This window comes from Telluria sp. Soil_C_11 (assembly GCF_057657395.1).
On record NZ_JBDGIN010000014.1, the window covers coordinates 57,674 to 82,586 of the forward strand.

At 68.3% G+C, this 24,913-nt stretch carries 23 protein-coding genes; 13 read left to right on the forward strand and 10 right to left on the reverse strand.

Features of this window, described 5'->3' with window-relative positions; translation table 11 throughout:
• Nucleotides 1-10 precede the first annotated feature (10 nt).
• From AC3A6M_RS19570 to AC3A6M_RS19580, 3 genes are all read left to right on the forward strand, one after another.
• Nucleotides 11-1,684 (forward strand): methyl-accepting chemotaxis protein, encoded by a 1,674-nt coding sequence (locus AC3A6M_RS19570; RefSeq protein ID WP_487854397.1) that lies wholly within the window; start codon nucleotides 11-13, stop codon nucleotides 1,682-1,684.
• 170 nt (nucleotides 1,685-1,854) lie between these two features.
• Nucleotides 1,855-2,550, forward strand: coding sequence for a fumarylacetoacetate hydrolase family protein (locus AC3A6M_RS19575; RefSeq protein ID WP_487854398.1), 696 nt, complete (start codon nucleotides 1,855-1,857; stop codon nucleotides 2,548-2,550).
• Nucleotides 2,547-2,681: a hypothetical protein gene (locus AC3A6M_RS19580; RefSeq protein ID WP_487854399.1), complete on the forward strand. Its 135-nt coding sequence runs from the start codon at nucleotides 2,547-2,549 to the stop codon at nucleotides 2,679-2,681. The genes AC3A6M_RS19575 and AC3A6M_RS19580 overlap by 4 nt, the downstream gene beginning before the upstream one ends.
• Nucleotides 2,682-2,771: 90 nt before the next feature.
• Here AC3A6M_RS19580 and AC3A6M_RS19585 read toward each other — a convergent pair whose 3' ends face one another.
• The 4 genes from AC3A6M_RS19585 to AC3A6M_RS19600 are packed head-to-tail and all read right to left on the reverse strand — an operon-like array spanning nucleotide 2,772 to nucleotide 7,417.
• Nucleotides 2,772-3,929 carry an EmrA/EmrK family multidrug efflux transporter periplasmic adaptor subunit gene (locus AC3A6M_RS19585; protein ID WP_487854400.1) on the reverse strand — a complete coding sequence of 386 codons (1,158 nt, stop codon included), beginning with the start codon at nucleotides 3,927-3,929 and terminating at the stop codon, nucleotides 2,772-2,774.
• A gap of 12 nt (nucleotides 3,930-3,941) precedes the next feature.
• Nucleotides 3,942-5,408, reverse strand: coding sequence for an efflux transporter outer membrane subunit (locus AC3A6M_RS19590; RefSeq protein WP_487854401.1), 1,467 nt, complete (start codon nucleotides 5,406-5,408; stop codon nucleotides 3,942-3,944).
• Nucleotides 5,409-5,426: 18 nt separating this feature from the next.
• On the reverse strand, nucleotides 5,427-6,926 hold the full coding sequence (locus AC3A6M_RS19595; protein WP_487854444.1) for an MDR family MFS transporter: 1,500 nt from the start codon (nucleotides 6,924-6,926) through the stop codon (nucleotides 5,427-5,429).
• 41 nt (nucleotides 6,927-6,967) lie between these two features.
• Nucleotides 6,968-7,417 carry a MarR family winged helix-turn-helix transcriptional regulator gene (locus AC3A6M_RS19600; protein ID WP_487854402.1) on the reverse strand — a complete coding sequence of 150 codons (450 nt, stop codon included), beginning with the start codon at nucleotides 7,415-7,417 and terminating at the stop codon, nucleotides 6,968-6,970.
• A 120-nt stretch (nucleotides 7,418-7,537) separates the two neighbouring features.
• Between AC3A6M_RS19600 and AC3A6M_RS19605 the strand changes: the two genes are divergently transcribed.
• Entirely contained in the window at nucleotides 7,538-8,395 is an 858-nt protein-coding gene (locus tag AC3A6M_RS19605; protein WP_487854403.1) for a hypothetical protein, read from the forward strand.
• Nucleotides 8,396-8,569: 174 nt separating this feature from the next.
• On the forward strand, nucleotides 8,570-9,388 hold the full coding sequence (gene fdhD / locus AC3A6M_RS19610; protein WP_487854445.1) for a formate dehydrogenase accessory sulfurtransferase FdhD: 819 nt from the start codon (nucleotides 8,570-8,572) through the stop codon (nucleotides 9,386-9,388).
• An 8-nt stretch (nucleotides 9,389-9,396) separates the two neighbouring features.
• Here fdhD and AC3A6M_RS19615 read toward each other — a convergent pair whose 3' ends face one another.
• The gene (locus tag AC3A6M_RS19615) at nucleotides 9,397-10,455 is read right to left on the reverse strand and encodes an asparaginase (protein WP_487854404.1); all 1,059 of its coding nucleotides are present in this window, start codon (nucleotides 10,453-10,455) and stop codon (nucleotides 9,397-9,399) included.
• A gap of 275 nt (nucleotides 10,456-10,730) precedes the next feature.
• On the opposite strand from AC3A6M_RS19615, the gene AC3A6M_RS19620 reads away from it, so the two are divergent.
• Entirely contained in the window at nucleotides 10,731-11,102 is a 372-nt protein-coding gene (locus AC3A6M_RS19620) for a hypothetical protein (RefSeq protein ID WP_487854405.1), read from the forward strand.
• A gap of 73 nt (nucleotides 11,103-11,175) precedes the next feature.
• On the opposite strand, the gene AC3A6M_RS19625 is transcribed toward AC3A6M_RS19620, so the two are convergent.
• Together AC3A6M_RS19625 and AC3A6M_RS19630 are read right to left on the reverse strand one after the other, a co-directional pair.
• The gene (locus AC3A6M_RS19625) at nucleotides 11,176-12,129 is read right to left on the reverse strand and encodes an IS1595 family transposase (RefSeq protein ID WP_487854406.1); all 954 of its coding nucleotides are present in this window, start codon (nucleotides 12,127-12,129) and stop codon (nucleotides 11,176-11,178) included.
• 90 nt (nucleotides 12,130-12,219) lie between these two features.
• The gene (locus AC3A6M_RS19630; RefSeq protein ID WP_487854407.1) at nucleotides 12,220-13,077 is read right to left on the reverse strand and encodes a pirin family protein; all 858 of its coding nucleotides are present in this window, start codon (nucleotides 13,075-13,077) and stop codon (nucleotides 12,220-12,222) included.
• 121 nt (nucleotides 13,078-13,198) lie between these two features.
• Between AC3A6M_RS19630 and AC3A6M_RS19635 the strand changes: the two genes are divergently transcribed.
• The 7 genes from AC3A6M_RS19635 (at nucleotide 13,199) to AC3A6M_RS19665 (ending at nucleotide 22,929) form a co-directional block, all read left to right on the forward strand.
• Entirely contained in the window at nucleotides 13,199-14,008 is an 810-nt protein-coding gene (locus AC3A6M_RS19635) for a M20/M25/M40 family metallo-hydrolase (RefSeq protein ID WP_487854408.1), read from the forward strand.
• Between the two features lie 30 nt (nucleotides 14,009-14,038).
• Nucleotides 14,039-14,725 carry a peptidase dimerization domain-containing protein gene (locus AC3A6M_RS19640; RefSeq protein WP_487854409.1) on the forward strand — a complete coding sequence of 229 codons (687 nt, stop codon included), beginning with the start codon at nucleotides 14,039-14,041 and terminating at the stop codon, nucleotides 14,723-14,725.
• 381 nt (nucleotides 14,726-15,106) lie between these two features.
• Entirely contained in the window at nucleotides 15,107-16,201 is a 1,095-nt protein-coding gene (galT, locus tag AC3A6M_RS19645; protein ID WP_487854410.1) for a galactose-1-phosphate uridylyltransferase, read from the forward strand.
• The gene (locus AC3A6M_RS19650; RefSeq protein WP_487854411.1) at nucleotides 16,198-17,301 is read left to right on the forward strand and encodes a M24 family metallopeptidase; all 1,104 of its coding nucleotides are present in this window, start codon (nucleotides 16,198-16,200) and stop codon (nucleotides 17,299-17,301) included. Before galT ends, AC3A6M_RS19650 begins: the two co-directional genes overlap by 4 nt.
• Nucleotides 17,298-18,398 carry a galactokinase gene (gene galK / locus AC3A6M_RS19655; protein WP_487854412.1) on the forward strand — a complete coding sequence of 367 codons (1,101 nt, stop codon included), beginning with the start codon at nucleotides 17,298-17,300 and terminating at the stop codon, nucleotides 18,396-18,398. The genes AC3A6M_RS19650 and galK overlap by 4 nt, the downstream gene beginning before the upstream one ends.
• Entirely contained in the window at nucleotides 18,385-20,196 is a 1,812-nt protein-coding gene (locus AC3A6M_RS19660) for a glycoside hydrolase family 2 protein (protein WP_487854413.1), read from the forward strand. Before galK ends, AC3A6M_RS19660 begins: the two co-directional genes overlap by 14 nt.
• Before the next feature lie 120 nt (nucleotides 20,197-20,316).
• Nucleotides 20,317-22,929 (forward strand): NAD(P)-binding protein, encoded by a 2,613-nt coding sequence (locus tag AC3A6M_RS19665; RefSeq protein ID WP_487854414.1) that lies wholly within the window; start codon nucleotides 20,317-20,319, stop codon nucleotides 22,927-22,929.
• Nucleotides 22,930-23,024: 95 nt separating this feature from the next.
• Here the strand turns inward: AC3A6M_RS19665 and AC3A6M_RS19670 are convergent, their stop codons facing one another.
• From AC3A6M_RS19670 to AC3A6M_RS19680, 3 genes are all read right to left on the reverse strand, one after another.
• Nucleotides 23,025-23,651 (reverse strand): hypothetical protein, encoded by a 627-nt coding sequence (locus tag AC3A6M_RS19670; protein WP_487854415.1) that lies wholly within the window; start codon nucleotides 23,649-23,651, stop codon nucleotides 23,025-23,027.
• 166 nt (nucleotides 23,652-23,817) lie between these two features.
• Nucleotides 23,818-24,219 (reverse strand): VanZ family protein, encoded by a 402-nt coding sequence (locus AC3A6M_RS19675; protein ID WP_487854416.1) that lies wholly within the window; start codon nucleotides 24,217-24,219, stop codon nucleotides 23,818-23,820.
• A gap of 160 nt (nucleotides 24,220-24,379) precedes the next feature.
• A complete protein-coding gene (locus AC3A6M_RS19680; RefSeq protein ID WP_487854417.1) occupies nucleotides 24,380-24,700 on the reverse strand; it encodes a hypothetical protein in 321 nt (106 codons plus the stop codon).
• Nucleotides 24,701-24,913: the final 213 nt, after the last annotated feature.

The following is a 24,913-nucleotide window of genomic DNA, read 5'->3' on the forward strand; positions in this document are numbered from 1 at the left end:
GGAGAAAAAAATGAAGATCACGGATTGGAAGATCGGGACCCGGCTCGGGATCGGTTTCGGCCTCATCTGCCTGGCACTGGTATTCGCGATGGCGATGGGCGTGGCCAAACTGGCCACGGTGAACGAGGGCACCAACACCATCGTCACCAAGCGCATGCCGCGCGTGGACCTGAGCACCCGCCTGGGCGACGAGGTGGACGACATCGCGATCGCGCTGCGCAACACGATGCTGAGCGACGACCCGGCCGACCGCGCGAAGCAGCACGAGAGAGTGGCGTCGTCGCGCAAGAATTCGGAGGCCATCCTTGCCGAACTCGACAAGGTCCTGCAAAGCCAGCGCGGACGCGAGCTGTTGCGCCAGCAGCTGGAGCTGAACGCCAGATACGCGAAGGGCCAGCAGGAGCTGCTGCAGATGGTCGACGCGAACAACCTGGACGGCGCCAAGGCCTACCTGATGAAAGAACTGCGCCCGGTCCTCGAGGCGTACAAGAAGGCCATTACCGAGCAGGTCGCGGCGCAGAAGGAACTCGCCGAACAGGATGCCGCCGCCGCCGCGGCGACCTACGCGCATACCCGCAACCTGATGCTGGCGCTGGGCCTGGCGATCCTGGCTGGCGCCGCCGCGCTGGCCTGGTGGATCACGGCCTCGATCGTGGGCCCGATGCGGCGCGCGCTGGCGGTTGCCGACGCCGTCGCCGCCGGCGACTTGACGACGAAGGTCGAGGTCACCAGCAAGTGCGAAGTGGGCCAGCTGCTGGCCTCCCTGAAGCTCATGAACGACAACCTGGTGAAGACCGTGGCCGCGGTGCGCACCGGCACCGAGGCGATCGGCGCCGCGTCCAGCGAAGTCGCGGCCGGCAACCAGGACCTGTCGAGCCGCACCGAGCAGCAGGCCAGCTCGCTGGAAGAAACCGCATCGTCGATGGAAGAGCTGACCGCGACCGTCAAGCAGAACGCCGACAACGCGCGCCAGGCGAACACCCTGGCCGAAGCGGCATCCGGCGTCGCCGAGCGCGGCGGCCGGGTGATCCACGACGTGGTCAGCACCATGCAGCAGATCCACGATGCCTCCGCCAGGATCGTCGACATCATTTCGGTCATCGACGGCATCGCCTTCCAGACCAACATCCTCGCGCTGAACGCCGCGGTGGAAGCGGCGCGCGCCGGCGAGCAGGGCCGCGGCTTCGCGGTGGTGGCCGGCGAGGTGCGTTCGCTGGCCCAGCGCAGCGCCGCCGCCGCGAAAGAGATCAAGCACCTGATCGACGACTCCAGCGAGAAGGTCGGCACCGGCAGCCGCCTGGTGGAAGAAGCCGGCAGCACCATGGACGACATCGTCGACAGCGTGCGCCGCGTCACCGACATCCTCAACGAAATCACCACTGCCAGCCAGGAGCAGAGCGCCGGCATCGAACAGATCAACGAAGCCATCACCCAGATGGATGCGGTGACCCAGCAGAACGCGGCCCTGGTCGAACAGGCGGCGGCGGCCTCGCAGGCCATGCAGGACGAAGCGGCGCGCCTGTCGGCGGCGGTGGCGGTGTTCAGGCTCGACCAGGCGAGCGCGCCGGGCGCCGTTGCCGCGCCTTCGCGCGCGCCCGTGCGCGCAGCCGTGCGCGCGGCGCTGCCCGCGCGTAGCGCGCGTGCGGCGGCGGCTTCGGCGGCGAGCGATTGGGAAGAGTTTTAATGTAATGCCGTCGTTCCCGCGCAGGCTTTGGTACGTCATCCCCGCCTGCGCGGGGACGACGTTAAAGGGCTTCGCGGGGACGACGTGTTCTTCACGCCAGCCCTGGTTATGATAGGCTGTCCGACGCGCCTCCCGGGGCGCGCCCGGCAACCGTCTTTACAAGGATCAGCATGACTGGCTTCGTCATTACCCCGCCCACCGCCGCCTCCCTCGCGATCAGCGGCTCCGACCAGGTCTTCCCGCTGCGCCGCGTGTTCTGCGTCGGCCGCAATTACGCCGCCCATGCGCGCGAAATGGGCGCGGACCCGGACCGCGAGCCGCCATTCTTCTTTACCAAACCCGCCGACGCGGTGGTGCCGGCCAGCGGCACGCTGCCGTATCCGCCGGCCACGCGCGAGCTGCACCACGAGGTCGAACTGGTGGTGGCGCTGAAGGAGGGCGGCGCCGACATCGCGCCCGAGCGCGCGCTCGACCTGGTGTGGGGCTACGCGGTCGGCCTCGACCTGACCCGGCGCGACCTGCAGGCCATCGCCAAGAAGGACGGCCGCCCGTGGGACATGGCCAAGGGCTTCGACGCCTCCGCACCCTGCAGCCCGCTGCAGCCGGTGGCGTGGATCGACCATCCCCAGGAAGGCCGCATCTGGCTGGAAGTGAACGGCACGCTCAAACAGGAAGGCAACCTGAACGAGATGATCTGGCCGGTGGCCGACGTGATCAGCCACCTGTCGCGTTTCGTGACCCTGGCGCCGGGTGACCTGATCTTTACCGGCACCCCGTCCGGGGTCGGCGTCCTGAACCCGGGCGACCTGGTGCGCGGCGGGGTGGACGGCGTGGCCACCTTCGAACTGATCGTCGGCGGCCAATGACGGCGAAGGCGGGCGGGCTGCTGCAGATCGGCCGCTTCGAACCCGAGTTCCAGTCCCGGCTCGACGATCTCGAGCGCGCACCTGGCCGCGCCGGCGGCATCCGCGCGCTGGTCACGCGCAATCCGAAATAACGTCGTCCCCGCGCAGGCGGGGACCCAAGTTCTGCGTGCGTTTCGATAGCGCTTGCAAACTTGGGTCCCCGCCTTCGCGGGGACGACGGGTTAGTTGGCCATGTTCTTGGCCACGATCGCATCCGTCGCCGCCTGCGCCTGCTGCAACGGCTGGTTCAGCACATTGGTCGCATAGGTCGGCGCCGGGTTTGCCACGGCGCCCAGGGCGCCGCCGCCCTGCTGGCTGATGTCGACGTCGACGGTGGCCGACAGGCCCACGCGCAGCGGGTGCCGGGCCAGTTCCTTCGGATCGAGCGAGATCCGCACCGGCACCCGCTGCACCACCTTGATCCAGTTGCCGGTCGCGTTCTGCGCCGGCAGCAGCGAGAAGGCGCTGCCGGTGCCGGCGCCCAGGCCCACCACCTTGCCGTGGTAGACCACCTTGCTGCCGTAGATGTCGGCCTCGATCGTGGCCGGCTGGCCGACGCGGATGTCGCGCAGTTCCGATTCCTTGAAGTTGGCGTCGATCCACAGCTGGTCCAGCGGGACGATCGACAGCAGCGGCGCGCCCGGGGCGATGCGGCTGCCGACCTGCACGCTGCGCTTGGCCACGTAGCCGCTCACCGGCGCCACGATGGCGTTGCGGCGCGCCGCCAGCCAGGCCGACAGGTAATCGGCCTTCGCCGCCAGCACGGTCGGGTGCTCGGCCGGGGCCACGCCCGCCACCGCGACGCGCGCCGCCGCCGCCTGCTTCAGCGCCACGTCCAGCGCGGCCTTCGCATCCTGTACGGCGCGGCGCGCATGCGCCACGTCTTCGCCGGAAACGACATTGTCGGCGGCCAGCGGCAGGCGCCGCGCCAGGTCGTCCTCGGCCGCCTTCAGGGTCACGCGGCGCTGTTCGACCACGGCGTTCAGCTGCTCGACGTTGGAATAGCGCTCGCGCTGCTGGCGCACGGCGGTGCCCAGGCGCGCCTCGGCCTGCGCCAGGTTGACTTCGGCGTCGGACGGATCCAGGCGCACGATCTCTTCGCCGGCCTTCACCAGCTGGGTCTCGTCGGCGCGGATCTCGATCACGCTGCCGGTCACCTGCGAGGAGACGTTGACCAGGTTGCCGCCCACGTAGGCGTTGTCGGTTTCGACGCGCTTCGACGCAACCAGCGTGTAATAGGCGCCATAGGCCAGGCCGGCGGCGAGGAAGGCGACGGTGATGCCGGCCAGGACGAGGCGGCGCTTGCCTTTGTTCGGGGTTTGGATGGTGTCAGTGCTCATGGGGTGGATGCGTTATTTGGAGTTGTTCGATGCGGATGCGGAAGCGGCGGCCGGCGCGGCGTGGTAACCGCCGCCCAGCGCCTTGACCAGCGCCACCTGGGTCTGCAGGCGGGCGTCGAGCAGCTGCAGGCCGGTGTCCTGCTGGCGCAGGAGGGCCATCTTCGCCTGCAGCACGCCGGCGCGTTCCAGCAGGCCGCGCCGCATGCGCGCTTCGGCGCTGTCGACCAGCTTGCGGCTGGAGTCCAGCGCCAGCTGGTGCGCCCGGGCTTCCTGCTCGAGGCCCTGCAGGGTCGCGCCTTCCTGGGCGACGTCGCGCACGGCGGCGAGGACGGCTTCGTTGTACTCGGCCACCAGTTCGTCGCGGTTGCTGCGCGCCACGCCCAGCTGGGCCTTCAGGCGGCCGCTGTCGAACAGCGGCAGGTCGAGGGTGGCGCCGAGCAGCGGCGTACGGCTCGGCCAGCGCAGCAGCTTGCCGAGCGAGACCGCGTCGAGGCCGAGCGCGCCCACCAGGTTGATGTCGGGACGGAAGGCGGCTTCGCTGGCGGCCACGCGGCCGAGCTGGGCCTCGACCCGCCAGCGCGCGGCCTGCAGGTCGGGACGGCGCGCCAGCAGTTCCATGCCGAGTTCGTGCGGCAGGGCGTTGGCGGCGGCTTGCGGCGTGAAGCGCGCCAGGTCGGCCAGCAGGCCGGCGTCGCCGCCGACCAGGGCGCGCAGCACTTCGCGTTCGCGTCCGGCCTGGGTGGACAGGCGCATCGACTGTTCTTCCAGCACGCCGAGGTCGAGTTCCGCGCCGGCCAGCTGTTCGCTGGTGGCGAGGCCGTGGGCGATGCGGGCCTTGCGGCCTGCCACGATCTCGCGCTGCACGGCCGCCAGGGCCTGCACGTTGTCCTGGCGCGCCCACATCATCTGCAGGCGGAAGTAGCTCTGGGCAACGCTGGCGGCGATGGCTTGCGCGGCCTGGGCGGCTTCGGCCTGGCGCGCATTGGCTTCGCCCAGCGCGGCGGCGACCAGCGCGCGGTGCTTGCCCCACCAGTCGACGTCGTACGAGGCGCGCAGCTGGACGTTGGCGTCGTTGTACCAGGCGCCGCCGATCGGCGGCGGGAAGAAGCCGTTCGAGGAGTAGCGCTGGCGGTTCAGGCCAGTCGCCAGGCCGACCCGGGCGCCTTCGTCGGCGCGTTCGGCCGCGACCACGGCCTGGGCGCCGGCGATGCGCGCCTGCACCACGGCCAGGCCTGGATTGTCTTTCAGGGCGCGCTGGATCAGGGCGTTCAGTTGCGGATCGCCGTAGGTGGTCCACCATTGTTCGGCGGGCCAGGCGTCCGCCGGCAGGACGATGCCGGGCGCGTGCCGGGCGCGCGCCGCCAGGTCGATCGCGGCCGCGGGCCGGGTATCGGCAGGCACGCTGATGCAGCCGGCCAGCAGCGCCAGCGCGGCGCCGGCGGTGGCCGCGTTCTTGAGGAGGAGGGATGTGTGTCGCACTTGTTCTAGCTTTCCAAATTAATCGAGGTGCGCGTCGACCTGGACCGGGGCCGAGGATGCCTTCGGCGGACGGATCAGGATCAGCAGCGGGATCACGGCGGCGGTGAGCAGCATCATCAGCCAGTAGTCGTCGACGTAGGCGATCATCGAGGCCTGGCGCGTGATCTCGGCGTTGATCATTGCGGCGCCGAGCTGGCTGCCCATGTTGTAGACGCCGGACGGATCGGTCAGCGCCGGATTCCCGTTGGTGACGTGGGTCGTCAGCGAGGCGTGCGCGATCTGGGTGTTCCGCACCAGCAGGGCCTGCACCAGCGCGATGCCGATCGAGGAACCGATGTTGCGGATCAGGCTGTACAGCGCCGTGCCTTCCGCGCGCATCTGCGGCGACAGGGTGGCGAAGGTGGCGGCCGACAGCGGCACGAACACCAGGCCCAGGCCCACGCCCTGGATCACGCCCGGCCACACGATGTCGGAGGTCGACAGCACCAGCGTGTACTGGGTCATCTGCCACAGCGAGAAGGCGGTGATGGCGAAGCCGGTGCCCAGCAGCAGCCGGAAGTCGACCTTGCCGGTCAGCTTGCCGACCACCAGCATGGCCGCCATCGTGCCCAGGCCCGAAGGCGCCGTCACCAGGCCGGCCAGCGCCGCCGGATAGCCCATCAGGCCCTGCAGCATGGTCGGCATCAGCGCGCGGGTGGCGAACAGCACCATGCCGACGATGAAGATCAGCAGCAGGCCGGTGACGTAGTTACTGTTCTTCAGCAGGCGGAAGTCGACGAAGGACTGGCCGGCCGGGCGCGTCAGCGAGTGGCCGATGAAGTAGGCGAAGGACAGCGTCGTCAGGACCAGCTCGACCCAGGTTTCGGTCGACGCAAACCAGTCGTTCTGCTCGCCGCGGTCGAGCAGCATCTGCAGCGCGCCGATCGCGACCGACAGCGTGACGAAGCCGAACATGTCGAAGCGCACCCGGCGCGCGGCGGCGGTCGGGTGGATGTAGCGCCAGATGCCGTAGAAGGCCACCGCGCCGATCGGCAGGTTGATGAAGAACACCCAGCGCCAGCTGTAGCTGTCGGTCAGCCAGCCGCCCAGCGTGGGGCCGAGGATCGGGCCGATCATCACGCCCATGCCCCATACCGCCATCGCCGAGCCGTGCTTCTCTTTCGGATTGATGTCGAGCAGGACCGACTGCGACAGCGGCACCAGGGCCGCGCCGAACACGCCCTGCAGCATGCGCGAGACCACGATCTCGGTCAGGTTCATGGAGAGTCCGCACAGGGCCGAGGCGACCGTGAAGCCGGCCACCGACACCAGGAACACCTTCTTCAGGCCGAAGCGGTCGACCAGCCAGCCGTTCAGCGGCGTGGCGATCGCGGCGGCCACGATGAAGGAGGTCAGCACCCAGGTGATCTGGTCCGTTGATGCCGACAGCGCGCCCTGCATGTGCGGCAGGGCGACGTTGGCGATGGTGCCGTCCAGCGCCTGGATGATGGTCGCCAGCATGATCGAGATCGTGATCATGGTGCGGTTGAGCGGCTGATTCCGGGGCAAAGGCGCTGCGCTCACAGCTGCTCCTCGATGCGGGCGCGCAGCAGTTCCAGCAGCTCGGTGGCGGCGGCCAGCCGTTCGGGCGGAAGGTCGCCGAGCAGGGTGCTGCGCACGGCGTTCGCCTGTTCGCGCACCTGCTGGTACAGGGTGGTGCCGGCCTCGGTCAGGTGGACCAGCTTGACGCGGCGGTCGGTGGCGGAAGGCGCGCGCGTGACCAGGCCTTCGCGCTCGAGGCGGTCGAGCATCGACACCATCGACGGCCCTTCCACGCCGACCACGTCGGCCAGGGCGCGCTGCGACATCGGCTCGGCCGACTTGGCGATCATCGCGATCGTCATCCAGCCGGCCTGGCCGATGCCGAGGTGCTTGAGCCGTTTGTCGATCAGGAGGCGCCAGCCGCGCGCCGTGTTGTGCACGGCGGCGGAGAAGCGCTCCCCGATCGGGAATTCAGGTAGATCACTCATCGTTAGCAATCGAATCGATAGGAATCTATCGAGTTTAATTTATGCAAGTTGACTTGTAAAGAGCGGAGCGCCGCGGGCTGTCGTGTCAGAATTGTCTTAACGATGAGGAAGGAGCCGACGATGCAACAAGCCGCACTGCTGACTGTCCACGGAATGGGAGCGACCCCGCGCGACTACGCCGAGAAGCTGTTCGAGGCGGTGGCGGCGCGGCTGGGCGCCCTGACGGCGCGGGTCGGCTTCCGTTCCGTCTACTACCAGGACATCCTGAAACCGAACCAGGAAACCGTGTGGGCGAGGGTGAACGACAGCACGCGCCTGCACTATGCCGACCTGCGCCGCTTCCTGCTGTTCGGCTTCGGCGACGCCGCCGGCCTGGAGAACCGCAAGGAGATCGACGGTTCGGTGTACGAACTGGCGCAGCAGGCGATCGCCCTGCAGCTGCTGGGCGTGGCCCGGCACGATCCGGCCACCAGCGTGGTGTTCCTGGCGCAGTCGCTGGGCTGCCAGGTGCTGTCCAGCTACATCTACGACGCGCAGAAAGCCCTCGGCGGCGGGCAGGTCCATGCCGGCATCTGGAAAGACATCGACGCCTGGGCCCGGCGCGCGCTGGGCGGCCCGCTGTCCGACACCGAAAAGCGCTTCCTGGCCGGGGCCACCTGCACGGCGTTCGTGACCACCGGCTGCAACATCCCGATCTTCTGCGCCGCCCACAGGCAGATGGACATCAAGCCGATCGCGCGCCCGCTCCCGCGCTTCGAGTGGATCAACGTGTACGACCCGGACGACGCGCTGGGCTGGCCGCTGCAGCCGCTCTCGCCGGGCTATGCCGCCCTGGTCGACGACCGCCCGATCAATGCCGGGCAGGGCGCGGTGACCTGGATCCTGAAGAGCTGGAACCCGCTGTCCCACACCGCCTACTGGAGCGACGCCCAGGTGCTCGAGGCCGTGGCGCAGCGGCTGCGGCTCGAAGTCGCCTGACAAACATCAAACCGGGGTCAGACTCCCAATTTTGGCAATATTCCAAAGGATATTTCCAGATTCGGGAGTCTGACCCCGGTTTGATGCAATTCGGGTCTGGTGAACTGTATTCTTGTACTGCAGCGGCTTCTGTGTGCGCCGGGCCGGGCGCACGCACGCTACCATCGGGGCATGATGAATACGCTTGCACAAGACCAGCTCGCGCCGCAGGAAACGGCCGGCTTCCAGCTACGCCCGATCACGCGCCATCGCGGCGCCAGCCATGGCGCGGGGCAGGACAGCGTGGCGGAGGAAATGCCGCTGGCGCTGGTGGTGAACGGGATTTCGCATGTCGTCATGATGGTGACGCCGCGCGACCTGGAGGCGTTCGGGGTCGGCTTTGCGCTGACCGAGGGGCTGGTCGACAGCCGCGCGCAGGTCTACGACGTGGAGCTGCGCATGCATGCGCGCGCGGCCGAGGTCGAGCTGACCGTCGCCCAGGAAGCGTTCCAGCGCCTGAAGGGACAGCGCCGGGCGCTGGCCGGGCGCACTGGCTGCGGCGTATGCGGCATCGAGAGCCTGGCGCTGCTCGACCTCGCGCCGCAGAAGATGGCGCCGGCGGCGCTGCCCGCCGATCCGGGCGCGGCCATCGCGCGCGCCGCCGCGGAACTGCCCAGGCACCAGCGGCTGATGCGCGAGACCGGCGGCGTGCATGCCGCCGCCTGGTGCGAAGCCGACGGCACGATCGCCGCCGTGTTCGAGGACGTCGGGCGCCACAATGCGCTCGACAAGCTGGTCGGCCACCTTGCGTTCGCCGGCATCGACCTGCGCAGCGGCTTCGTCTTCATGTCCAGCCGCGCCAGCTACGAACTCGCGCGCAAGACCGCGCGCATGGGCATCCCGATGCTGGCGACGATCTCGGCGCCCAGTTCGCTGGCGATCGACATCGCCGCCCAGGCCGGGCTGAAGCTGGCCAGCTTCTGCCGGCAGGATGGGTTCGTCGAATACACCTGACCGCTCGCTCAGGCCGGCTGCAAGGTGAACACCGCATGCACCTCGCCGGCCAGGGCGCCGCGCGCGTTGCGGATCGCCGTGGCGCGCCAGGGTTCGAGCAGGGCGCGGCGGTGCGCGTCCAGCAGGCCGAGCTGCTCGAGCACGCTCCAGGTGGACGGATGCAGGGCGCGCACGGCGCCGTCCGCCACCTTGATCGCGATGCCGATGCCGGCCGAGCGGACGCCGATCGCCTGCACCGCATCGGCGCCGATCTTCGCCACCCAGTCGCCCTGGCCGGCCGTCATCCAGGCGAGGTCGGTGCGGGCTTCGCCGGACACCATGTCGGGCCGCTTCGTCATCGCGTCGTACAGGTCGCCCAGCGCGCTGCCCAGGCGCGCGTCCTTGCCGCCCTGGGCCAGGCGCGCATACAGGTGGGCCAGGCGCGCCAGCGGCATCGCGTAGTTCGGCGCCGAGCAGCCGTCGATCCCGGTCGGCAGGTTTTCCTCGTTCACCTGCACCGCATCGGCCAGCGTGGCGCGGATCGTCTGCTGCAGCGGGTGGTGCGGGTCGACGTAGCCGCGGGTCGGCGCGCCGTGCAGGCGGCACCAGGCCAGGAAGCCGCTGTGCTTGCCCGAGCAGTTGTGGTGCACGGTGCGCCAGCGCCGTTCGGCCGGGGCCGGCAGGCCGACCGCATCGTAGTACAGCGGGGTGGCGCAGCCGCACTCGAGGTGGCTCTCGTCGAGGCCGATCTTGCCGAGGATCGATTCGACCCCCGCCAGGTGCTTTTCCTCGCCCGAGTGGCTGGCGCACAGCAGGGCCAGTTCGTCGAGCGTGAGCTTGAAGCGCGCCGGGCCGTCGGCCAGCACGAAGGGCAGGGCCTGGAAGGGCTTCAGGGCCGAACGCGTGAAGACCATGGCGTCCGGGTCGCCGGCCGAGTACAGCAGGCGGCCGGCGGCATCGACCACGGCGATCGAACCGAAATGGATGTTCTCGACCGGATAGCCGGTCTCGGGATAGCCACGGGTGGTGGTGGCGAGGGGAACTGGATGCATGGCGGCGATGGCGGCGATGGTGGCCGATGGTGGCAATAGGTGAACTCTAGCGGATCGCGGCCGATTCCGGAGCACGCCACTTCTGTATGTATTGCCAACGATTCGACGCCACTTTTCGACGCTTCATCCCGTGTTTTCGACGCTCCAGCGGATAGCGCCTGACGCTTGTCCAGGGCGTGAATACACTTGCTTCACTCGCCGCACATTCCGAGATGCGGCGATACGAAAACACAGTGGACCCCCGGCGTTACCGGCGACTGTCCGGACGATGCACGGTCCGTTCTTCACTTCGAATCGTGAATGGAGCAATCATGCGTATCAAACAAGTACTGGCTTTCCTCGGCGCCGCCGCCGTCTCGTCCCTGGCCCTGGCCGACGCCGCGCTGCCGGTCGCCGTCAGCGCCGACGGCAACACCGTCATCGTGCAGGGCAATGCCCGCGCGCTGGTCTACCTGACCCCACATGAAGCCGAGGACGCGACCGGCTCGTTCCGGCTGGAGGATGGCCGCACGCTGAGGCTGACCAGCCTGCGCAACAAGGTGTTCATGGAAGTGGACGGCAGGCGCGAGGAATTGCTGCCGGTGTCGAAGACCCGCTTCGTGGCCCGCGGCAGCGGCGCCGAACTGGCGCTCGACGAACTGACGTTTCCGCAGAACGTGGCGCTGACCCAGTTCCGCCGCTGACAGGTCGCCAGCAGACAATGCGGCCGGCCTGGCCGCTGGGACCGGGCCGGCGTTTTATTTGGCGCTGTTCGCGTTAAGTGTTGAATCTGCCCAGCGCCGCTCTCAGGAAGGCATCCGGGCTGGCGATGCGCCGGCCATCCAGCGCCCAGCGCCAGCCAAAGTAATGGGACAGGTAGCGGCTGGCAATTCCGCGGAACGGCACCAGCCAGGCGCGCATGCGGCTGTGATAGGCGTTCACATTCTGGATGTGCAGAGGGCCGCGCTTGCGGATCCCCGCGCTCACGTTCACGGCTTCATGGGCGATCCCTGCTTCACGGGCGAATGCCGGATAAGCGGCGTGGCTGTCGGTCACCAGCAGCACGTCCGGCTCCAGGCGTGGCCGCAGGTGCTCGAGCAAATGCTGCTTGCGCAGCGCGCCCTTGCCGGTGACGGCATCGATGGTCTGCCCGCTGCGGTCGCGTGCGACCAAAATACACATCTGCTCGTTCGAGATGCCGCGCTTTGACGCTTTGCCGCCGCGCTTGCGTGGCGGGCGGTCGAGTTTCCTGGCGCCTTTGTGCGATTCGAGCACGTACATCTCGTCCGCCTCGGCAATCCCGCTCAACCGATCCGGCCGGTCGTCCTTGGTCACGCTGAGAAAGCGATGCCGCCAACGAAAGCTGGTGGCGCTGGCCACGCCCGTTTCCAGCGCCGCGCGGCGCACGCTGCGCGAGTCGAGCATGCCGTCGAGATAATCGATCCAGCGCGATTTGTGGCGCAGCCGGGCCAGCGGCGTGCCGCTCAGGGCGTTGAAGGTACGAAAGCAGATGCGGCAGCGATAACGCTGCAGGCCATTCGCATGGCCGTGGCGATAAGGACGATCGGCCTGGCAGCGCGGGCAGCAAGGTGTCTGCCCGGGTTGTTCGATGACGTCGAGAGCCCGGTCCAGCCCAGCCGCCGATTGCAGCAGCGCCAGCAGCCGGCCGCGCTGGCGCCGGGTGAGGCTCGGTAGACGCTGGAGAAATTGCTCGAACTGCCGGGCTTGCATGGCGCCTCCGTCAACGGTTCAGGTTGACATTGGACCGGGCGCTTGCCGAAAAGATTCCACACTTAATGCGAACAGCGCCTTTTATTTTCCTCAGATCGGCGCGCCGAAGCGCCCCGCCTGGTAATCCAGGATCGCCTGGTTGATCTCCTCGCGCGTGTTCATCACGAAGGGGCCGTGCGCGACCACCGGTTCGCGGATCGGGAAGGCATGCCCGAGCAGCAGCAGGGAGTCGTGGATGGCGCTCAGCGCGAGTTCGTCGCCCTGCGGTTCGAACTCGGCCAGGTGGAAGGCGCTGACCGTGTCCGGCTCGCCCTGGATCAGGCCGCGCACCACGTACAGGAAGATGTTGCGGTCGAGCAGGCCGTTCAGGTAAAAGTTCGCGCCGGCCTTCATTTCCACCAGGCTCATGGAAACGCCGGTCAGGGACTGGATCGGCCCGGCCGTGCCGCCATACTCTCCCGACACCAGGTGCACGCGCACCTTGCCGCCGTCGCTTTCCACCACCGGGATCCGGTCGCGCTGCAGGCCCACGTAGCGCGGTTCGGTCATCTTCAGGTGCGGGGGCAGGTTCACCCACAGCTGCAGGATCTCGAGCGGGCCGCCTTCCTGCATGAATTCGCGCGGCGAGACCTCGGCGTGCACGATGCCGCGCCCGGCCGTCATCCACTGCACGCCGCCGGGCCCGATCACGCTTTCGTGGCCGGCGCTGTCGCGGTGGGCCAGCAGGCCGTCGAGGATGAAGGTGACGGTCTCGAAGCCGCGGTGCGGATGCGGGCCGAAGGGCAGGCCGCGGTTGTGCTTCGGGTAGACCTGCGGACCATGGTGGTTGAGGAACAGGAAGGGGTCGACCTGCTCGATGTGCGGGCCCGGCAGCGGGCGCTGGGTGATCAGGTCGCCGATGTCGTCGCGCATGGCGGGGTGCACCCGCTGGATGGTCTTGTAGGTCATGCCGGTCCCTTTTCCTGTTGTTCGCCTTGCCCGCTACGATACCCGATTGTGCCGTCGCGCGGCGGTCGCCATCCCCGTGCTAGACTCCTTGCGCTTTTGCAACAAGGAGACGTGGTTTCACATGAAAACAAGACTTACCCTGGCCGGCCTGCTGCTGGCCTTCGCCGCCGCCGCCGGCGCCGCCCCGAACGCCCCGGCCGTGCCGGGCGAGGCCGCGGTGAAGGCCGCCAAGCATGCCGTCACCGCCTACCGCGACGACGTCGTCGACACCCTCGCCAGACTGGTGAGCTACAACACGGTGGCCGACAAGGAACTGCCCGCCGAACGCAATCCCCAGCACATCGGCTTCAAGAACTTCCTCGAGAGCGAGGCGGCGCGCCTCGGCCTCGACTTCGCCGACTACGGCCAGGTGGTCGTGATCGGCCTCGGTGCGGCGGATGCCCAGGAGCGGGTCGGCATGATCGCGCACGGCGACGTGCAGCCGGTCGACCCGTCCAAGTGGAAGAAGTCGCCCTTCGAACTGGACCGCAGCAGCGAGCCCGGCAAGCTGCTGGCGCGCGGCGCCGAGGACGACAAGGGGCCGATCGCCACCGCCCTGTATGCGATGAAGTCGCTGAAGGACCTGCAGCTGCCGCTGTCGAAGCGCATCGAGCTGTATGTCTACATGGCGGAAGAGTCGGACTGGGACGCGCTGGCCGCTTTCGTGAAGACCCATCCGCTGCCCCAGCTGAACATCACCCTCGACGCCGAGTACCCGGCGGTGACGGCGGAGAAGGGCTACGGCACGGTCGCCGTGACCTTCCCGCCGGCCGCCGCGGCGCCCCAGGGCGAGCCCTATGTCGCCGGTTTCGGCGGCGGCTTCTTCGGCAGCCAGATCCCCGAGGATGCGCAGGCGCTCGTCGCCAACGCCAGCCCGGCGCTCGAAGCCTAGCTGCGGCAGCGCGCGGGGAAGCAGGCCGGCATGCACTACACCTTCGAACGCAAGAACGGCGGCCTGGCGATTGCCGCGAAAGGCGTCTCGGCGCATTCGTCCAAGCCGGAGGACGGCCTGAACGCGATCAGCATGCTGGCCGACGTGCTGGCCGTGCGCACCTGGCCGGACACGCCGTCCGGCGCGCTGGTCAACTTCCTCAACGAGATGGTCGGCACCGGCTACTTCGGTGAGAAGTTCGGCAGCATCGCCTACCGCGACGCCTTCATGGGACCGATGACCTTCGCCCCGACCGTGATCCGCCAGAAAGGGGAGAGCCCGGAACTGTCGATCAACATCCGGCGCCCGCAGGGCAAGACCGCCCAGCAGCTGTCCAACGAGATCAATGCCGCGCTGGCGCAATGGCAGGGCGCGCATGCGTCGGTGCAGCTGGCGGACGTGAAAGTGCAGATCGGCGACCCCTGGATCCAGCACGACGCGCCGCAGCTGCCGGTGCTGATGAAGGTGTTCTCGTACTTTACCGGCGTGAAGGACCCGAAGCCGGTCGCGGTCGGCGGCGGCACCAATTCGCGCCTGTTCCCGCGCGCCGTCAGCTTCGGCCCGGCAATGCCGCACACGGTCTATACGGGCCATTCGGAGCATGAGTTCATCACCCTCAAGCAACTGCTCCTGAACCTGGAGATGGTCACGGCCGTGCTGGCCGAGCTCGCGCAGTAGAACAGTCCCTGCCGTATCGGGTCCCGAGCCAGCCGTCCGGGACCGTCCCGGCCCCGCCGCCCGCTTCGATCCCCTGTGTTGACGTGTAAGTCGAAGTCTCGCCAAAACCTGCGATTTTTTCTCAGGATTCTGTAGGTTTGCGCCTACAAAGCATCTTGCTTCATAGGGAAAAACTGCCCCCGCCTGGCGGGCTCCCTAGGAGAGCGGGCACCCGAGCCTGTCGGTACAGGAAGCCCTCCACATGAGCTTGTTGATGCCTGGAAAAGCTCGTGCTTACCCCTGGAAATAGTGGCGAAAACGCCATGTTAGGATCGGTCCCTGACCGCGAATGCGATACCGAAGTCGCCTTGCTTTTCCTGACATGCCCGACAAGAAAGCGCCATGCACATCCAAGAACTCGTAAAGCCCGACGGACGACAACTCACCCTCTACAGTAACCAGCCGATTCCGGCAGGACTTGTTGCACCGAGTCCCTTTCCCGACCCGCAGAATGCGAATCCGCACCTGCGCTGGCATCCGCTGCGCGGCGAATGGGTGACCTATGCGGCGTTTCGCCAGAACCGGACCTACCAGCCGCCGCCGCAGTACAACCCGCTGGCCCCGACCACCGACCCTGCGCACCAGACCGAGATGCCGGCCGGCGACTACGAGATCGCCGTGTTCGACAACCGTTTTCCTTCGCTGGCGCTGGATTCCCACGATCCGCCCACGCTGACGGTGCCGACCGCGCCCGCCAACGGCAAGTGCGAGGTGGTGGTGTTCACCCAGGATCCGCAGGCCGCGCTGAGCCGGCTGCCGCTGTCGCGCATCGAGCTGCTGCTGCAGGTGTGGGGCGACCGCACCACCCGGATCGGCGGCCAGCACCACATCCAGTACGTGCTGCCGTTCGAGAACCGCGGCGCGGAAGTGGGCGTGACCCTGCACCATCCGCACGGCCAGATCTACTGCTATCCCTTCGTGCCGAGCGTGCCGGCGCGCCAGCTGGCCCAGGAGCGCGAATACTATCTGCAGCACGGCTCGAGCCTGCTGTGCGACATGGCGCGCGACGAGGCCGCCGACGGCAAGCGCGTGCTGTACCAGGACGAGTACGCGATCGCCTTCGTGCCGGCCTGCGCGCGCTACCCCTACGAGGTGTGGGTGATGCCGACCGCGCCGTGCAAGGATTTCGCCGCGCTCACCCCGCCGCAGCGCGAGGGCCTGGCGCGCGCCCTGAAGACCGTGCTGCTCAAGTACGACCACCTGTGGGACCGTCCCTTCCCCTACCTGATGGCGTGGTACCAGGCGCCGACCGACGGCGCCGAGCATCCCGAAACGCAATTGCACTGCCAGTTCTACCCGCCGTACCGCACCCGCGACCGCCTCAAGTACCTGGCCGGCACCGAGCTGGCGGCCGGCATGTTCGCGATGGACGTGCTGCCCGAGACCACCGCCTACGAACTGCAGCAGGTCGAAGTCAACCTGGAGGATGGCGCATGAGTGTCACCGCCGATCCGCTGGCGCTGCGCGGCGCGGAGGCCGCGGCCAAGCTGGCGCTGCTGCGCGAGGCGCTGGCCCAGGCGGGCGCCGGCGCGATCCGCCTGCGCGGCGAGGACTGGTTCGCCTGGGCGACCGCGGGCGGCACGACGCCGGCGCCGAGCAGCTGCGAGACCGGCGGCGCAGGGCTGCTGGTGACGCCGGACGAAGCCTGCGTGCTCACCGACGAGACCGAGGCCGAGCGCCTGCGCCTGGAAGAGGTGCCGCCGGGTTTCACCTTCCACAGTGCGCCCTGGACCGATACCGAGCTGCACGAGACCTATGTGCTGGGCGCGGCCGGCGGGCGCGCCGTCCTGTCCGACCGCCCGGGCCCGAACGAGCAGCCGTTGCCCGCCAGCCTGAAGCTGCGCCGCATGGTGCTGAACGCCGACGAGCAGGAGCGCTACCGCGCGCTGGGCCGCGCAGCCGCCGAGGCGATCGACGAGGCGCTGCGCGCGGCGCGCCCGGACTGGACCGAATACCAGCTGGCCGGGGAGGGCGCGCGCGCCCTGCTGCGGCGCGGCCTCCAGCCTTCTCTGGTGCTGGCCGCCGGCGAGCGCCGCCTCGGGCGCTGGCGCCGGCCGACGCCCTCGCATGAGCCGCTCGGCGCCCGCGCCATGCTGTCGTGCTGCGCGCGCAGGCATGGCCTGGTCGCCAGGCTGTCGCGCTCGGTCAGCTTCGGGCCCGCGCCGGCCGCGCAGGACGAACTGCTGCGCCTGGAGTCGACCGGGCTGGACGCGGTGCGCGCCGGGCAGTCGCTGGCCGCCGTGTACCACGCCTTCGACGCCGCCTATCGCCACGCCAACCGGCCGGACGCGCTGCGCGAGCGGCCCCAGGGCGGCATCGCCGGCTACCTGGCCTGCGAACTGGCCGCCAGCCCGAGCACCGCGACCGGACTGGAGACCGGCATGGCGTTCGCGTTCAACCCCGGCTTCGACGGCATCGGGATCGAAGACACCTTCCTGCTCGGCGCGAACGGGCTGGAAAACATCACGCTGGACCCGCAGTGGCCGGCGGCGAACATCGGCGGCCGCCCGCGGCCGCTCTGGCTGGAGTTGACATGACAAGTGCAGAAACCTTCTTCGGCGGCGCCCCGGAGGCGTGCGCATGGGCTCCCGGGCGGGTCAACCTGCTGGGCGAACACACCGACTACAACGACGGCTTCATGCTGCCGGTGGCGACCCCGCAGCGCACCGGCGTGGCGCTGGCGCACAGCCATGACGACCAGCACCACCTGTACTCGGGCACGCTGGACGGCAACGTGACCTTCGCCGCGAAAGGCGGCAGCGCGCCGCAGGGCTTCGGCAGCTATATCGAGGGCTGCATCCGGCTGGTCGAGGCGCTGGGTGTCGAGATCCCGCCGCTGCGCGTGTTCGTCACCACCAACCTGCCGGTCGGCTCGGGCCTGTCGTCCTCGGCCGCGCTCGAGGTGGCGACCCTGCGCGCGCTGCGCCAGTTGCTCGGCTTCGCGCTCGACGACGTGAAGCTGGCCCAGATCGCCCAGCGCGCCGAGATCGAGTATGCGCGCGTCAACTGCGGGATCATGGACCAGATGGCGTCCAGCCTGTGCGACGAACGGAACATGCTGTTCATCGACGCCCGCACGCTCGAGCACCGCCTGGTGCAGATGCCGGAGGGGACCGAGCTGATCGTGATCGATTCCGGCGTGCCGCGCACCCTGGCCGCCAGCAAGTACAACGAGCGCCGCGCCGAGTGCGAGGAAGCCTCGCGCAAGCTGGGCGTCAAGGCCCTGCGCGACGTCACCGACCCCTCGGTGCTGGAACGGCTGCCCGAGCCGCTGCGCCGGCGCGCGCGCCACGTGGTGCTGGAGGACCTGCGCGTGCTGGAAGCGGCGAAGGGCGTGGGCGCCGAGCGCTTCGGCGAGCTGATGAACGCCTCGCACGACAGCCTGCGCGACGATTACGAAGTCTCGATTCCGGAGCTCGACCGGCTGGTGGATGCCTTGCGCGCCGCTCCCGGCGTGCTCGGCGCGCGCCTCACCGGCGCCGGATTCGGCGGGGCCTGCGTGGCATTGTGCCGCGCCGGCCAGGCAAGGGCGGCAGCAGAAACCGCACTCTCCAATTACAACAAAGACGGACGCCGGGGACGCATCCTGATCCCGGTTCCGACCCAAGGAAAGGAAAACAATGAGCCAGTTTGAGTACCCCCGCCCCCAGCTGGTACGCGACAATTGGATCAACCTGAACGGCAAGTGGCGCTTCCGTTTCGACGACGAGGTGTGCTGCAGGATGCCGGAAGGCGTGACCGGCTGGACCCATGAGATCAACGTTCCCTTCGCGCCGGAAACGGAAATGTCCGGCATCCAGGACACCGGCTTCCACCGCTTCTGCTGGTACGAACGCGACTTCGAGCTGAAGCCGTCCGAGCAGCGCGCGATCCTGCACTTCGGCGCGGTCGATTACGCCGCCCGGGTCTGGGTCAACGGCCAGCTGGTGGCCGAGCACGAGGGCGGCCATACGCCGTTCTCGGCCGACATCACCCAGGCCCTGAAGCCGGACGGCAGGCAGGTCGTGACCGTGTTCGTCGAGGACGATCCGGCCGACCTGGCCAAGCCGCGCGGCAAGCAGGACTGGCTGCTCGAGCCGCACTCGATCTGGTATCCGCGCACGACCGGCATCTGGCAGACGGTCTGGGTCGAGCAGGTCTCGCGCACCTTCATCCGCAGCCTGCGCTGGACCCCGATCTTCGAGACCTTCGAGATCGGCTGCGAGGTGTTCGCCGGCGGCGACATCCAGGAGAACATGTTCGTCGAGGTCAAGATCTGGCACGGCGACCAGCTGCTGGCGGACGACAACTACAAGCTGCTGCAGGGCGAGGCGAACCGCAAGATCGCGCTGTCCGACCCCGGCATCGACGATTCGCGCAACGAGCTGCTGTGGAGCCCCGAGCGTCCGACCCTGCTGGACGCCGAAGTGATCCTGCGCTGCGGCGACAGGGTGGTCGACCACGTCAAGTCGTACACCGCCCTGCGCGCCTTCCACATCAACCGCGACCGCCTGCTGCTGAACGGCCGCCCGTATCCGCTGCGCCTGGTGCTGGACCAGGGCTACTGGACCGAATCCTTCATGACCGCGCCGTCCGACGAGCACCTCAAGCGCGACGTCGAGCTGGCCAAGATGATGGGCTTCAACGGCGTGCGCAAGCACCAGAAGATCGAGGATCCGCGCTACCTGTACTGGGCCGACAAGCTGGGCCTGCTGGTCTGGGAAGAGATGCCCTCGGCCTACCGCTTCAGTCCGCACGCGATCAAGCGCATCGTCAAGGAATGGACCGAGGCCATCGAGCGCGACTACAGCCACCCCTGCATCATCGTGTGGGTGCCGTTCAACGAATCCTGGGGCGTGCCGAACCTGACGCTGACCCAGGCCCACCGCAACGCGGTCGAGGCGCTGTACCACCTGACGCGCACCCTCGACGCGACCCGCCCGGTGATCGGCAACGACGGCTGGGAAGCCTCGGCCACCGACATCCTGGGCATCCACGACTACGACAGCGATCCGGAAAAGATCAAGGCGCGCTACGAGGTCAGCGACCCCGTGCGCACGCTGTTCGATCAACGCCGTCCCGGCGGACGCATCCTGACGCTGGACGGCTTCCCGCACCGCGGCCAGCCCATCGTGCTGACCGAATTCGGCGGCATCGCCTTCGACCCGAACGCGAGCCCCGAGGACGGCACCTGGGGCTATACCCGTGCCCATACGGCCGAGAGTTATCACGCGCTGTACCAACGCCTGCTGAAGGTGGTCAACGAGACCTTCATGTTCAGCGGCTTCTGCTACACCCAGTTCGCCGACACTTTCCAGGAGGCCAACGGCCTGCTCAACGCGGACCGTACCCCCAAGCTGCCTTTCGAGGTGATCAGCGCGGCGACGCGCAACGTCACGCTCCAGGCCAGGGATGTCGAACCAGAGGGAGACCAGGGGGCAAGTACCGCCTGAGGCGCTTCCTCACAAAGTAACAGGGGCCTCGAAAACCGTCGCGAGCATCGCAGAGCTCGGCGCCCCCGCCGCCCCTGCAATGCGCAGCAGGTTTGCGAGGCTCCCACCAGAGGAGGCATCATGACCACGATCGTCGTTTTCAGCCATCTGCGCTGGGATTTCGTGTTCCAGCGGCCGCAGCACCTGCTGTCGCGCCTGGCGCAGCATTATCCGGTCCTGTTCGTCGAGGAGCCGGAGTACGATGACGGCGCCCCGTTCATGCAGCGGTCCCATCCCGCGCCGAACGTGACCGTGTGCCGCGCGCACACCCCGATCCATGCCGTCGGCTTCCACGACGACCAGCTCCGCCTGCTGCAGCCAATGATGGCCCAGCTGGCACCACCGGGCGAGCAGGTCATCGCCTGGTTCTATACGCCGATGGCTCTGCCCCTGCTGCAGTCGCTCCAGCCCGCGCTGGTGGTGTACGACTGCATGGACGAGCTGGCATCGTTCAAGAATCCGCCGAAACAGCTGCTGCAGCGCGAGAGTGCGCTGCTGAACATCGCCGACCTGGTCTTTGCCGGCGGCCCCAGCCTCTACGAAGCCAAGAAGAACCGCCACCCGAACGTGCACTGCTTTTCCAGCAGCGTCGACGTGGGGCACTTCGAGCAGGCCCTCGACCGCAGCCGCGTCCATCCGCAGCAGCGGGACATCCCGCATCCGCGCCTCGGCTTCTATGGCGTGCTGGACGAGCGCTTCGACCCCGAGCTGGTCGGCGCCGTCGCCGACGCCCATCCGGACTGGCAGATCGTGCTGGCCGGCCCGGTCGTGAAGATCGACCCGGAGCGGCTGCCGCGCCGCGCCAACATCCATTACCTGGGCCAGCAGCCGTATGCGGCCTTGCCCGACCTGCTGGCCGGCTGGGACGTCTGCCTGATGCCGTTCGCGATCAACGAAGCGACGAAATTCATCAGCCCGACCAAGGTGCTCGAATACATGGCGGCCCGGCTGCCGATCGTGAGCACGCCGATCGCCGACGTCGCCAACCCCTACGGCCACGTGGTCGCCATCGCCGGGGAAGCGCGCGCATTCGTCGCCGCCTGCGAAGCGGCGCTGGCCCAGACCCCGGCCGAGCGCGAACGCATGGCCGAGGCGATGAACGCCGTGGTCGCCGCGACGTCCTGGGACAACACGGCGGCGCACATGCGCGCGCTGCTGGAGTCGACGCCGCCGCGCACCTCGAGTTCGCATCCCGCTTCGCATACGGCCGCCCAGCCGGCGCCGCAGGCGGGCAACGCCGCGCAGAACGTCAATCCGCTGCGCAGCCAGGGCGCGCGCCACGTCGGCACCGTCATCGTCGGCGCCGGCCCGACCGGGCTGTCGGCCGCCTACCACCTGGGCGCGGACACCCTGCTGCTGGACCGCAACGAGACCGTCGGCGGCTGGTGCCGCTCGATCGAGGACCATGGCTTCACCTTCGACCACGCCGGCCACATCATGTTCTCGAACGACCCCTATGTGCTGAAGATGTACGAAGTGCTGCTGGGCGATAACGTGCACTGGCAGAACCGCGAAGCCTGGATCTACAGCAAGGGCGTGACCACCCGCTATCCCTTCCAGGGCGCGCTGTACGGCCTGCCGCCCAGGGTCATCACCGAGTGCGTGATGGGCGCCATCGAAGCCCGTTACGGCGGGCAGGGCGCCAACGATGCCCAGGCCGCGGAAGCGGAAGCCATCGACGACTGCTGCGCCGACGGCACCACCGACGTCTGCAACACCGACCGCGCCGTCAAGGGGCAGGTCAGGAATTTCGAGCAGTTCATCCACCAGGTCTGGGGCAAGGGCATCGCGAAGCATTTCGCCATTCCCTACAACCGCAAGCTCTGGACCGTGCCGCTGGCCGAGATGGAAACCTCCTGGCTGGGCGGCCGGGTGCCGCTGCCGAACCTGGAAGAGATCGTGCAGGGCGCCCTCGAACCGTCGCCCAGGCCGGTGGGGCCGAACGCCCGCTTCGGCTATCCGCTGAAGGGCGGCTTCCAGGCCCTGATGAACGGCTTCCTGCCGCACATCAAGGGCAAGATCGAGCTGGGCGCCGAGGTCGTGCAGGTGCTGCCGCGCGAACACATCGTGGCCCTGGCCGATGGCCGGCGCTTCAGGTATGACGACCTGATCTCGACCATGCCGCTGCCGGAGCTGGTCAAGGCGATCGGCGAGGAAGCGCCGCAAGAAGTGAGGACGGCGGCCAGGGGCCTGCGCCATGTGTCGATCCGCTGCGTCAACATCGGCATCGACCGGGTCGCCACCGACAAGCACTGGATCTACTATCCGGAAGACACGATCTTCCACCGCATCTTCGTGCAGGGCAACGCCTCGCGGGGATGCAACCCGCCGGGCGGCTTCGGCTTCACCTGCGAGATCTCGTATTCGCCGACCAAGCCGCTGCCGCTCGACGGCGACGAACTGGTCGCCCGCGCGATCGAGGATTGCCGCAAGGTCGGGATGATCCGGGAGGGCGACCGTATCCTGGCCGCGAACCAGGTCGACATGCCGTACGCCTACGTGCTGTACGACCACCAGCGCGCGCGCAACGTCGAAACCTGCAAGGCCTGGCTGAAAGGCTTCGACATCACCCTCGTCGGGCGCTACAGCGAATGGGAGTACTACAACTCCGACCACGCCTTGCTGGCCGGCAAACGCGGCGCCGAGACCGTGCTGGCCAAGCGCAGCCGCGCGCAGAAGGTCGGCGCCGAGTAAGCGACGAGGCGGTCCGCCTGGCGCCGCCGGGCGGATGGGCGCGAGTGGGCTGCCCCGGCTGCGGCACAGCGGGGCCGCGTGGCCAAACGGCTCGATCAGTGGTGGATCATGCCGCCGGCCAGGTTGACCCGGTCGCCGCTGCGGAAGTCCGGCGTGGTTTCCTGGGTGACTACCTGGGTGCTCCCGTCATCCATGCGCAGGGTAATACGGTAGACGCGGTCCGATGCGGTCGAGCTGCCGGTGCTGCCGGCGGTGCCGCTGCTGCCCATCGCCGCGGCGCCGGCCGAACCTGCGCCGGACGAGCTGCCGGCCTGGCGGGGAACGACTTCGACCGCCATGACCGTGGCGTTCGGGCTGGAGCTGGCCGCGGTGGACTGCCCCATGCTGGAACCGCCATAGGCGCCCTGGCCGGTGGTGGCGCTGGCGTTCTCGCCGGTGGTGGTGGTGCCGGTACCGGTGGCGGAAGTGCCGCTGGACGTGCCGCTGCCGGAGGTGCCCGACATACCGGAAGTGCCGGACTGGTCGTAAGCCGAGCTGCCGGTGCTGCCGGAAGTGCCGGAACTGCCGGAACTGCCCGAGCTGCTGGTGCCGCCGCTGCTGGTGGAAGTGCCGCTCTCCATGCCGGTACCGCTACTGCCGCCGCGCATGGAGCTGCATGCGGACAAGCCGAAAGCCAGCGTCAGCAAGCCTGCCAGGAGTACGCTCTGGTGTCTTAGCTTCATGATCAACTCCTCGTGATGGGATGGATGTGCCTGGTATATGCGTGACGGTGCCGCATGCCACAAGGGTAAGAGGCAGGTTTCAGTGCGACGTTCCAGCTGACTCGGGTTGAGCATGAGCCACGTCAAGGACGCGGCGGGAGCGGGGAATCCAGGAAGCGGCCGGGGCTCAGCGCCGGGTTTCCAGGGCCGCTTTCGGCAGCACGAGGCAGAGCAGCAGGCTCACCAGGATGGCCGAACCGCAATCGACGGCCCAGTCGCGCACGTCGGCGCCGCGGTAGGGGAAAAAGCTCTGGATGAACTCGTCGCCCGCCCCCATCAGGGCGACCGCCAGCACGGCCTTGACGGCGCGCGCCCCGGGGCCGCCGGTGCTGCCCAGGAAGCACAGGCAGGCCAGCACGGCATAGGCCGAGGAGTGCAGCACCACGCCGGGCGCATACTGGCCGATGTCGGCGCGTGCCCCGGGAATATTGCCGGTGACGACGATAGCCAGGTAGATGAGCGCGGCGCAGGCAAGGCAGGCAAAGCGAAGGCGTGGGTGCGTCAGCAACTGGAACAGCATGTCGTTCATGGAACAGCGGGCGGGAGTGCGAAAACCGCACCTTACCATGACGAATGCCTGAGCGTCCGCACGGCCGTCGAGCCGTGCCAGGCTCAAGGGTCAACCAGGAAGTGTTGCCCCTGGTGCCGGCGCACCGTCTTGCGGAACGTCGGCCAAGGGCGGGCGCGCGTCAGATCGTGAGCGCGGGCGTCCCGTTGGGGTAGTGGGCGTCGAAGCAGCTTTCGCATTCGGCGCAGAAAAGATGGGCGATGCGTACGGTTTGCTGCCGCAGCACGAGTTTGAGTTGGTGGGTCCGGCATTTCGGGCAGATCTCGCGGACGCTGCCGAAGGTCAGTACGTGAAGAGGCAGCTCTTCATCGTCGAGGTGGTCGATCACCGCGCGCGGATTCAGTTCGCTGAGGACCAGGTAGTCGTCGGCGGCATGCTGTCGTCGGCGCGATGGCGGGGAAGTGTGCTGCTGGGATGGCGTCATTGCTTCAGGTAAATTCATTGGACTGGCTCCATGAAAAAAACGCAAGCGCGAAATTCATCATAGCGAAATCCAGCAACGGATCAAGCTCTGCGGTGATTGATTTTCTTTATCGGCGATCCCCAGGGCGGGTATCCGCACGGAATAAAAAAATGCCCGCCAACGGAGGACGGGCACAACCCAAGATCGGGCCAAGAGACTCGGAATCCGGTGCGGCGCACCGCTTCCGGCACG

What these genes read in the sequence shown, in the direction of transcription:
- AC3A6M_RS19570 (WP_487854397.1), top strand. Translation starts at nt 11, where the DNA reads ATGAAGATCACGGATTGGAAGATCGGGACCCGGCTCGGGATCGGTTTC.
- AC3A6M_RS19575 (WP_487854398.1), top strand. Translation starts at nt 1,855, where the DNA reads ATGACTGGCTTCGTCATTACCCCGCCCACCGCCGCCTCCCTCGCGATC.
- AC3A6M_RS19580 (WP_487854399.1), top strand. Translation starts at nt 2,547, where the DNA reads ATGACGGCGAAGGCGGGCGGGCTGCTGCAGATCGGCCGCTTCGAACCC.
- AC3A6M_RS19585 (WP_487854400.1), bottom strand. Translation starts at nt 3,929, where the DNA reads ATGAGCACTGACACCATCCAAACCCCGAACAAAGGCAAGCGCCGCCTC.
- AC3A6M_RS19595 (WP_487854444.1), bottom strand. Translation starts at nt 6,926, where the DNA reads ATGATCACGATCTCGATCATGCTGGCGACCATCATCCAGGCGCTGGAC.
- AC3A6M_RS19600 (WP_487854402.1), bottom strand. Translation starts at nt 7,417, where the DNA reads ATGAGTGATCTACCTGAATTCCCGATCGGGGAGCGCTTCTCCGCCGCC.
- AC3A6M_RS19605 (WP_487854403.1), top strand. Translation starts at nt 7,538, where the DNA reads ATGCAACAAGCCGCACTGCTGACTGTCCACGGAATGGGAGCGACCCCG.
- fdhD (WP_487854445.1), top strand. Translation starts at nt 8,570, where the DNA reads ATGAATACGCTTGCACAAGACCAGCTCGCGCCGCAGGAAACGGCCGGC.
- AC3A6M_RS19620 (WP_487854405.1), top strand. Translation starts at nt 10,731, where the DNA reads ATGCGTATCAAACAAGTACTGGCTTTCCTCGGCGCCGCCGCCGTCTCG.
- AC3A6M_RS19625 (WP_487854406.1), bottom strand. Translation starts at nt 12,129, where the DNA reads ATGCAAGCCCGGCAGTTCGAGCAATTTCTCCAGCGTCTACCGAGCCTC.
- AC3A6M_RS19630 (WP_487854407.1), bottom strand. Translation starts at nt 13,077, where the DNA reads ATGACCTACAAGACCATCCAGCGGGTGCACCCCGCCATGCGCGACGAC.
- AC3A6M_RS19635 (WP_487854408.1), top strand. Translation starts at nt 13,199, where the DNA reads ATGAAAACAAGACTTACCCTGGCCGGCCTGCTGCTGGCCTTCGCCGCC.
- AC3A6M_RS19640 (WP_487854409.1), top strand. Translation starts at nt 14,039, where the DNA reads ATGCACTACACCTTCGAACGCAAGAACGGCGGCCTGGCGATTGCCGCG.
- galT (WP_487854410.1), top strand. Translation starts at nt 15,107, where the DNA reads ATGCACATCCAAGAACTCGTAAAGCCCGACGGACGACAACTCACCCTC.
- AC3A6M_RS19650 (WP_487854411.1), top strand. Translation starts at nt 16,198, where the DNA reads ATGAGTGTCACCGCCGATCCGCTGGCGCTGCGCGGCGCGGAGGCCGCG.
- galK (WP_487854412.1), top strand. Translation starts at nt 17,298, where the DNA reads ATGACAAGTGCAGAAACCTTCTTCGGCGGCGCCCCGGAGGCGTGCGCA.
- AC3A6M_RS19660 (WP_487854413.1), top strand. Translation starts at nt 18,385, where the DNA reads ATGAGCCAGTTTGAGTACCCCCGCCCCCAGCTGGTACGCGACAATTGG.
- AC3A6M_RS19665 (WP_487854414.1), top strand. Translation starts at nt 20,317, where the DNA reads ATGACCACGATCGTCGTTTTCAGCCATCTGCGCTGGGATTTCGTGTTC.
- AC3A6M_RS19670 (WP_487854415.1), bottom strand. Translation starts at nt 23,651, where the DNA reads ATGAAGCTAAGACACCAGAGCGTACTCCTGGCAGGCTTGCTGACGCTG.
- AC3A6M_RS19675 (WP_487854416.1), bottom strand. Translation starts at nt 24,219, where the DNA reads ATGAACGACATGCTGTTCCAGTTGCTGACGCACCCACGCCTTCGCTTT.
- AC3A6M_RS19680 (WP_487854417.1), bottom strand. Translation starts at nt 24,700, where the DNA reads ATGAATTTACCTGAAGCAATGACGCCATCCCAGCAGCACACTTCCCCG.